Below are 8,378 nucleotides of genomic sequence, written 5' to 3' on the forward strand. Positions count from 1 at the left end.
TCTTACTCGTCATCGACGTACCCCGATCCGCGTGCACCACATTCGGGACACCCTGCACAGCAAAGACTTCGGTCATCATCTCCGCGGCTAGCAGCCCCGACTCGTGCGTCTGCACGTGTGCGCCGACGATGTAGCGGGAAAAGATATCGATCATCACGTATGCATCGAAATAGGTGCCCTTGACCGGGCCGGGGAGCTTGGTGATGTCCCACGAATACACCTGCCGCGGCGCGGTCGCCACCAACTCCGGACAGGCCCGAGCAGGATGGCGAGCCTGCCGGCGACGTTCTTTGACCTGCGCGTTCTCCCGCAGGATCCGGTACATCGTCGCCACCGAGCACAGGTAGATGCCCTCGTCGAGGAGACTCGCGTACACCTCGAGCGGCGCCCGATCGACGAACCGGTCGCTACAGAGGACGTCGAGGACGGCCCGCCGTTCGGCGGCGGTGAGTTTGTTCTCCGGGGTGCGCGCGGCGGTGGTGCCGGCCGGACCGGCTGCTGCAGGACGGGCCTTGTCCCGCGCTGCGGTGGAGCGCACAACACCAGTCAGTGTCGTTGCCGCCCTGGTTGTTATACCGGATGCGGTGAGCTCGTGATGGGCGCGCATCAGCGCTTCTTGCGCTGTTCGTCCGCGTCCGTGCTCTCGGAGAGTTGCTCCAAGAGCGAGTGCGCTTTTCCCATGATCAACAGGGCAGTTTCAGTGGTAGCCAGCTTCTTGTTCGCCCGTTCGAGCTCACGCTTGAGGCGGGCGATCTCAGTCTGCTCGGCGGTGAGTTTGCCGACCTTCTCGCCGGGTTTCGTGCCGTCGAGGACTCCCGCGTCGCGTTGCCTGCGCCATTCACTGATCAGGGACGAGTACAGGCCTTCGCGCCGCAGGTACGCACCACCGCCACCCGTCTGGCAGGCCTGCTCGTAGGCGGCCAGGTGGGCGAGCTTGTCGGCGGCGCTGAAGGTGCGTCGACGCTGCGGGCCGTCGGCATGGGGATGCGGGGAGTCCATCCGGTAATTGTCCTCGACCGGCATGGTGGGAGAAATCGTCATCGTCGGGTTGATCCGTATCTCGCCCTGCAGGCGGGGTTGCTGTGAACCGCTGGACTCAACTCACCCTGACACACAGGGCAAGGGCGGCAAAAGCCGACCCGTTCGCCGTGCTCCCAGGCAAGTTCACCCCGCCGATCTTCTGCTGCGCGACGCTCAGCAACTCCTCGAAATCGACGATGTGCTCACCGCCGAGACCTGGGCCAGCGGCTGGCTCGGCGAGGCGTGGTCGACGGCGGCAGTGACCGAACGCAAGCCCGAGCATCAACTGTGCATGCAGGTCACCGGCCGAGCATGCTCCACACCGTCTCCGTACGCGCTGGCCGCGGTCGACGCGCTTGCGCGAGTCGCACCTGCGGCCGACATCTCCATGCTGACTGAAACCCTGGGCATCTTGGCCGAAACCCAACCACCGCCGGCCTGGCACACCGTCGCGGCGTGGACTCCCACCGCGGCGTGGCGCGCGGTCGACGTGTACGACAGCGAACGAGTCCTGTTCATTGACTACGACGGACCCCACCCACACACATTGATGGCACATATCTACCAGGTCGGCGGGCTCATGATCGACAAGCTCGCTCTCCTGAATCCCGGCGCAGCCACCGCGTGGGACCAGCTGCGTGAGCCCGACGAGGCACCGATGCCGCTCCAGTCGGCTCCGGTCGCCGAGGTGCTCGCCGATCTCGCGCACGCGTTGCGCACCACCGACATGACCTGGCCCCGCACCGCCGACGAGGACTTTTGCGATCACCGGGCGCTCGCATGGTCCCGCTGCCGGGACTACCTGCCAGAATGGCCCGAACACATCGGACTCCCCGAGCAAAGGCGCCGCCAACTGGTCGAGGACTTCCTCACCGACATCGGAAGCGACGACGAGGTGAGCCGGTCGCTGGCCGAGCTGTTCCTGGACTACGGCGACGGCTACATCGGCGCCGGACCGCTGTGCTGGAGTCCGGGCGAGGTGATGCTGCTGCTTACAGATTGGCTTCCCCGCAAAGCAGTCCTCGACGCCGACCAACGCAACGCACTGCCCTTCGTGTTGCGCCGATGGCTGACCTTCGCGTTGACCCAACAGGGTATCGACCGCCAGTGGATCAGTCTCGTCGTTGATGCTGTCGACACCTTCACACCTGAGTTCCAGGACGCGTTCGACGATGAAACTGCATGGGGCCCCGGCAAACAGGTGGTCGCAGCGCTTTCCGAGCGAGGCATCGACCTCACCGACCGCCACGCCGTCGACGACGCCATTCGGCAACTCAACGCCGAACAACTCGCCCACCGACTACTGCCCTGAACCGTCAGCTGTGAGCACACCCGATTCACACGTCGTGCCGATTCCCTTCTGAACCTGGGGAATGCTTTCCTGCGACGCGTTGCCCAGCGAATGTGCGCTCGTTGGGAAAGCTAAGTGACCTCAGAGTGCGATGCTAGTCAGGCTATCTATCGGTGCTAGAGATACTAGATAGCAAAGTAACACTATTCCAGCTATCTCGACTCGCTATGCGAGCGTTGATTGCTCGCCCACCTACGGCTGCTAGGAGTGAAGTCGTAGCTAGCGGTTGAGCGACCGTTGCACTAACGCCCGCTGGCGGAAGTAGCACTTCTCGCGCACCGAGATAGGAACGCTAGGCTAGCTAACGGAGTGCGGCTAGCCGAAAATCGTGCTTGGTTGATGCGGTGCCAGATCCGCTCGGGCAGCATGTCGAGCTGCGAAGACTCGAAGCCGGCCTGCTCCGTTTCGCCGGGTTCCGCCGTGCCCAGGCAGATGCGATGTGGTCGAGGGATGCGTTTCGCGTGACGGTGCCTCGCGCATCGTTGTGGCGGCGACCCACTGACCTGCTGAAATATCAATGCTAGCTCCGATAGCATTGACGGGATCTACTTTGGTAGCAGGAAGGGAAGCGCAACTATCCAGGCTATCTGGGGTATCGTCTCTAGCCTTCATATCGCGGATAATTCTGCTACGGAGACGATCACAGCTACTCGTTGTAGCGCAGCAAGTCTCGCAATCGGCGCTATCCGAGAGATGCCAGCAACGATATCTATGTGAGCTAGACGCCGTATGAGCGCTACAGTAGCGCCGCATTCTATAGACGCCCGCACGTCTAGGCTGGCTTGCCTTTCTAGCAGTACCAGCCCTACTAGGCTAGCTATGCAGTCTAGGGGTCGTAGGATCGCTTGCAGAGTTATGAGTGCGAACAAAACTACGAGCGCGATGCTTGCTAGAGAAGTTCAACTATCGATCGTTGCTGGCATCGCTATAAGCGCAGATGTATCTAACCTCGCTATGAAAACTAGTGCAGTAGCTGTTGCGAGCAAAGCGATTACAGACACTGTAGATAAGGTCACAACCATAGAGGCCATAGCTATGCCTGCGTGCGCAGCGTCGATCGCTACGAAAGCCAAACTAGAGACGCTAGGTGCGCTACACACGCTTGCTCACCTAGCAAAGAACGCTAGCGTTGCTCGGCGTGTCGAGCTAGTTCAGCAGCCGAGCCTGGCTATGCTCCCTACGCGAGCGTGCGGAGTTGCACTAACGCTCATCGCGCGCATCTGGAAGTCTCCTGGCCTCGACGGAACGGAAACCAAGTCATGACACGCAAATGCGCGATCTGCAATCAGAAAGGGGGAGTGGGCAAGACCGCCACGACCCTCGGTCTCGCGAGCGCAATAAGCAACGCCGGCGGACACGTCCTCATTGTCGACGTCGACCCCCAAGGCAACGCCACCAACGGCGTAGGCGTCACCATCACCGACGAGATGCTGACAACCTACGACCTGATGAGCCGAACCGAATCGGGCACGGCAATCGACGCCGTCATTGCCACCCCATGGGACGGCGTCGATCTGATCCCGGCCGACCAGACGCTCGCGAACATCGAGTCGGATGGGGCCAACGACCTCATCTTCCGCCTCGACATCGCCTTCGAGGGCCTCGACCTCTCCGCCTACGACGCCGTCCTCTTCGACTGCCCACCGTCGCTCGGCAAACTCCTCTTCGCAGTTTTCTGTGCAGTGGACGGGGTCATTGCAGTGACCGAGCCCACCATCGACAGCGTTCAAGGCGTCACCAAGCTCTTCGAAACCGTCGAGAACGTCCAGCGACGCCCCAACCCGAACCTGGCTATCGACAAGATCGTTCTCAGCCGACAGCGGGGGACAGGCGAACACCGATTCCGGGAGAGCGAACTGCGCGACGTCTACGGCGACCTCGTCGCGCGCACCACCATCCCGGAATACGCCACGCGGCAGGACGCACACAGCGCGCGCACCCCGATCCACAAGTTCACGGGCGGAAAATCGCTGTCATTGCAGCTCGCCTACACCGACCTTCTCAACGAACTACCCATCAAGACCGCAGGAGCGACCGTATGAGCGTCCAACGTGAACCCGCTATCCGCAGGCCGGCGCACCCTGCCGCAGATCTTCCTGAGCGCCCCCGGGTCGTCAAAGACCCCACCCCGTCCGCCGTCGACGAGCAGCCGACCCAACTTCCGGCCGAATCGACCATCAGACCTGTCGCCGACGTGCCCGTCACGCCGGTCTTGTCTCCTGCACCCGAGGCGGCATCGCCTGTCGAGAAGCTCAGCGAACAACACAACGTACGGCTGCGGCCCTCGACCAAGGCCCGCCTGACACGCGGCGTGGACAAGCTGCGCTACGAGACCGGAGATCGGAGCATCACCATCTCGTCAGTCACCGACGCCGCTCTCATCGAATACCTGACCAAAAACGGCTGCTAGCACCGACAGCGACGATAGCTAGCGTTGTTAGGTGGGTGTTGGAGTGCAAGCTATGCCGACCGCACCGCACTGACCGAGCCGACATAAGGAGGCCCCCGCCGATTGCGCCGGCGGGGGCCCCGTGGACCGGGACCCCGTGGAAGGAAACCCCGATCATGAACGACCTTAGTATCCGAGCAGCACGAATCCAGCTCCGCGCCCTCATTGCCGCTCTAATCGTTGCGATCGCCATTGCGGTCGGCATCACCACCGGAGCGTTCGTGCTGTCGTTCGCCGTCCAACGCGACCTCGCATTGCAGGCCGGAATCCCTCACTACCTCACCTGGATCTTCCCCGCCATTGTCGACGGCGCAATCCTTGGCGCAACGATCGCCATCGTTGCGCTAAGCAAAATCAACGGCAGCGCAACGGGGAAGCATTTCTTCCTCTGGCTCGCAGTGGTCGTCGTCTTCATCAGCGTCTTCGGCAACGCCTACCACGCCTACCGCGCCGGGGAAGCCGCCGCACGGAGTGCTGCAGCTGGCATCGACCTGGGATACACCCCATTGACTCCAACCGGCGCATCGCTCATTGCAGTCATCCCGCCACTCTTGGTCTTAGCTTTCACCCACGGTGTCGGAATCCTCATCAAAGCCATCGGCACCGCCCACACCGAGTACACCGCGGTCGTCCGAGACACTCGTGACCGCGAACATCGGAACGGCGAGGACAACGCGGCCCATTACCCGACGGTGGTGGCTGAGTCGATGCCGGCATCCGAACGGAACGTTGGCCATATTGCGGACATCGCTACTCCGCGCATTGCGCAGGACCCCGACGTTGCGCAGGACCCCGATGTTGCGCAGGACCCCGATGTTGCGCAGGACCCCGACGTTGCGGCGCGCATTGCTCAGGACCCTGACGTTGCGGCGCGCATTGCTCAGACCGTTGCGCAGTTCGCCGACGTTGCCACGGCAGACGACTCCTCGGCAGTCGACGACAGCAGTGAGGCCGCCGTGACCGGACCTGAGAGTTCTACGCGCGTTGCGGATGCCGCGCAACCAACCGCAACGAACCCAGATGACCTCACCGATGTTGCGACCCTCACCGAGGAGCACGTTGCGCGCAGTGCACTGGACGGACGCAATGCCGATGCACTGAAGGTCGGCAATGCGCTCGAGGACTCGCAGGAGCCATTCGTGTTGCCGGACGAGGCCCAGACTATCGAGAACCTCCTCGACTTCATCGAAACGTGCGCCGACTTCGAGCCTGTAGTGAAGGAGACGGCCCGACTGCGGATCATCGAACAGCACAGCTACGCGGAGATCGCGACACTCACGCGGGCTAAGGCCGCAAGCACCGCAATGCGCCGGTTCGACAAGGTTGCGCAACGCGCGGTCGACGCCGGGTTCCGGACGCCCCCGTTGCCGGAACTCGAGGAGATTGCGGACGGACGCAATGCGGCAACGCTCGATCCGCAGTACACATTGGTCGGGACACCCTGATCACACGCCCCGGCAAGGCGGCGACCGCCAGTCCCTGCTCTCCGCGGCTCGACTGGGGAGACGACCGACCAACAGAACGAAGCACACCCCACACCCAGGGAATCCCGAACCGCCGCAACACCCAGCGCCTCTGACCGCAACACGGCCCGACGTTGCAGACCAACCAGATGGAGTTGCAGCGCAACGCCGACAGTGCGAGATTGGCAACGCAATGTTCGATTCGGATGCAACGGACAACCGGACGTGTGGGCCGCTAAGCGGACGCAACAACGTCGGCGATCATTTGCGCATTGCAGGTGGGCGAGCGCCGCGTTGCAAGTTGGACGCTGGTGATTTACACAGTTCACCTAAGAAGAGTGGATGAGGGAGCGGTTGTGGAATGGTTCGTATCGTTTTGGGATCTGGAGACTCAGCGGACATCGGTGCGCGCGGGGGAAGCGTCCAATCGCGTTGACGCCATGACTCAGGTCATCGCCACTGGGCGCGAGCTGGCGCGCCGCGACGACGGGTCGGTGGTCAATAAGACTGCCCACATCCGTATCGGAACAGAGCTGGCGGTGGTGGCCGGGTTCGACAATCCACACCTCAGCGACGAAAACCTGCGCTGCCGTATCGAGGCCGCCATCACCGCGAAGCAACAACACGCCCGCACGATGCATTAACGTATATCCGTCGAGTTGTAGTTGCGGTCTGCTCGGGGTACCTGGTGACGCTGACATCCGCCGCAGGCACACCCATCCAGCCACTCGATCTCGAAGTGGGCGAGTAGATCCGGTTCCACATCGCCCCTCGGGCCAATGTTGTTTCGGACGTCCGCGCCGTCGGCGCGGCACATTAAGGTCACGAGCTGGTTGAGCCCGGTCTCGGCAAATGCCTTCGCGGCCGCTTGAGTCGTTCGACGGTGCCGCGGGGTGTCAGTGCGCGGTCCGACGCTTTGGATGGGTGGGTATCGATCAGTTGCGGAACGGTTGGCGAACCCATCTCACGCGGCGCTGATAGCAGGGGAGAGCGGACAGAATTTCATCACTGTGACGTAAATGCCCGGGCCTGGACGGTTGTCTGTTTTCTTCACCGGCGGCCGGATGGCTGCCGCGGGAAATGGCAACGTCACGAATTGTGCTCCGGAACGCGCCGCGACCGTGACTGCAAGGCGGAGATAGCTAACTCCGCTACGCTAGCTAGCATTGCAATTGTAGGTTGCGTATTGCGCAACGGAACGCACCCGTCGTGTTTACAGACCGTCCCTCGATTGTTGGCTCACCGGGCCGACCCCGAACAACGGGTCGACGAGATGTGGAAGATAGTACTACCCAGGGTGATGCTGGCAGCACCGCATCAGCACCGTTCGAGCGGCGCGCAGCAGTGTCGCGGTATCTAGTGCCGTCTAGTGTTTCAACAGTCGGGCTCGTCGGTTCTACGGCGCTCACTCTCACGCTGACACAGGCTCGCTGACGATCAGAGGTCCCACAACCCCAGCAATGCGGACCGGAGGCCAGGGGAGCGGACGTAGTGGTCAGTCCGCAGCCGTGAGCCGGGATGCCCGAGATCGGTCAGCGCCTTCTCGGCGCCGGGGAGGGGGAGGGGTGACAGGCCGGTGCGCAGGCGCAGGAAGTACAGAACCGCTCCACCGGACTGCGGGATCTTCATGGGGTCGGACACCACGACCGCCGGCGCGTAAATCCACTCGTCATCGGCGGAGACGAAGACGATCACGTCGCCCCGCCTCACACCGCTGGGCCTGTCGAGGCGAAGCGATTCGAGCTGATATTTCGCCGCCGGGCCGCCGCGGCTGTGGTGCCGGCCCCGCTGCTCGTCGAGGACCTGTTGTTCGGTGCGGGTGGGTTCGTAGTCGACGGCGTGTTTGACGAACATTCGGGTCACCGGCGTCGGCAGGAAATCTGTCTCGGTGCGAACGCGGCCGGTGACCCCGGGCAGTGGGACCGCGCGGCCGATCTCCCACTCCCGGATCGCGTCGTCCAGGAACACCTGATCGACCTCGGTGATCTCGTCGAGGCTGTCGATGAACTTCCGCACGGAGGCGATGATCGCGGGGTCGTCGGTGATGACCACAGCGTCGTCGGCGAGGGTGGAGTTTTCCGACGCGTTCGCCGAC

8 protein-coding genes are annotated in these 8,378 nt (G+C 62.8%); 5 read left to right on the forward strand and 3 right to left on the reverse strand.

Going from position 1 to position 8,378, the window contains the following annotated elements; genetic code table 11:
- Together AZG88_RS17475 and AZG88_RS17480 are read right to left on the reverse strand one after the other, a co-directional pair.
- Positions 1-538 (reverse strand): DDE-type integrase/transposase/recombinase (locus tag AZG88_RS17475; protein ID WP_231914061.1); only part of this gene is annotated, 538 nt, incomplete at its 3' end.
- Positions 539-606: 68 nt separating this feature from the next.
- Positions 607-1,041 (reverse strand): hypothetical protein, encoded by a 435-nt coding sequence (locus AZG88_RS17480; protein ID WP_156517521.1) that lies wholly within the window; start codon positions 1,039-1,041, stop codon positions 607-609.
- A 178-nt stretch (positions 1,042-1,219) separates the two neighbouring features.
- On the opposite strand from AZG88_RS17480, the gene AZG88_RS17485 reads away from it, so the two are divergent.
- The 5 genes from AZG88_RS17485 to AZG88_RS17505 all read left to right on the forward strand — a co-directional run bounded on the left by AZG88_RS17485 (position 1,220) and on the right by AZG88_RS17505 (position 6,927).
- Positions 1,220-2,332, forward strand: a complete 1,113-nt coding sequence (locus AZG88_RS17485) for a hypothetical protein (protein ID WP_231914062.1) — start codon at positions 1,220-1,222, stop codon at positions 2,330-2,332.
- A 1,298-nt stretch (positions 2,333-3,630) separates the two neighbouring features.
- Complete coding sequence (locus AZG88_RS17490; RefSeq protein ID WP_005245094.1) at positions 3,631-4,413, forward strand: ParA family protein; 783 nt, start codon at positions 3,631-3,633, stop codon at positions 4,411-4,413.
- A complete protein-coding gene (locus AZG88_RS17495; protein ID WP_061698399.1) occupies positions 4,410-4,781 on the forward strand; it encodes a hypothetical protein in 372 nt (123 codons plus the stop codon). Before AZG88_RS17490 ends, AZG88_RS17495 begins: the two co-directional genes overlap by 4 nt.
- 155 nt (positions 4,782-4,936) lie before the next feature.
- Positions 4,937-6,265 (forward strand): DUF2637 domain-containing protein, encoded by a 1,329-nt coding sequence (locus tag AZG88_RS17500; protein ID WP_061698400.1) that lies wholly within the window; start codon positions 4,937-4,939, stop codon positions 6,263-6,265.
- Between the two features lie 374 nt (positions 6,266-6,639).
- A complete protein-coding gene (locus AZG88_RS17505; RefSeq protein WP_061698401.1) occupies positions 6,640-6,927 on the forward strand; it encodes a hypothetical protein in 288 nt (95 codons plus the stop codon).
- 793 nt (positions 6,928-7,720) lie between these two features.
- On the opposite strand, the gene AZG88_RS17510 is transcribed toward AZG88_RS17505, so the two are convergent.
- The coding region (locus AZG88_RS17510; protein WP_061698402.1) for a hypothetical protein at positions 7,721-8,378 on the reverse strand (658 nt) is incomplete at its 5' end.

It is taken from the genome of Rhodococcus sp. LB1 (genome assembly GCF_001583455.1).
GTDB lineage: Bacteria > Actinomycetota > Actinomycetes > Mycobacteriales > Mycobacteriaceae > Rhodococcus_F > Rhodococcus_F opacus.

Bases quoted from the DNA above. Each gene is read 5' to 3' on its own strand.
- AZG88_RS17500 (WP_061698400.1), top strand. From the start codon at position 4,937: ATGAACGACCTTAGTATCCGAGCAGCACGAATCCAGCTCCGCGCCCTC.
- AZG88_RS17490 (WP_005245094.1), top strand. From the start codon at position 3,631: ATGACACGCAAATGCGCGATCTGCAATCAGAAAGGGGGAGTGGGCAAG.
- AZG88_RS17495 (WP_061698399.1), top strand. From the start codon at position 4,410: ATGAGCGTCCAACGTGAACCCGCTATCCGCAGGCCGGCGCACCCTGCC.
- AZG88_RS17480 (WP_156517521.1), bottom strand. From the start codon at position 1,041: ATGACGATTTCTCCCACCATGCCGGTCGAGGACAATTACCGGATGGAC.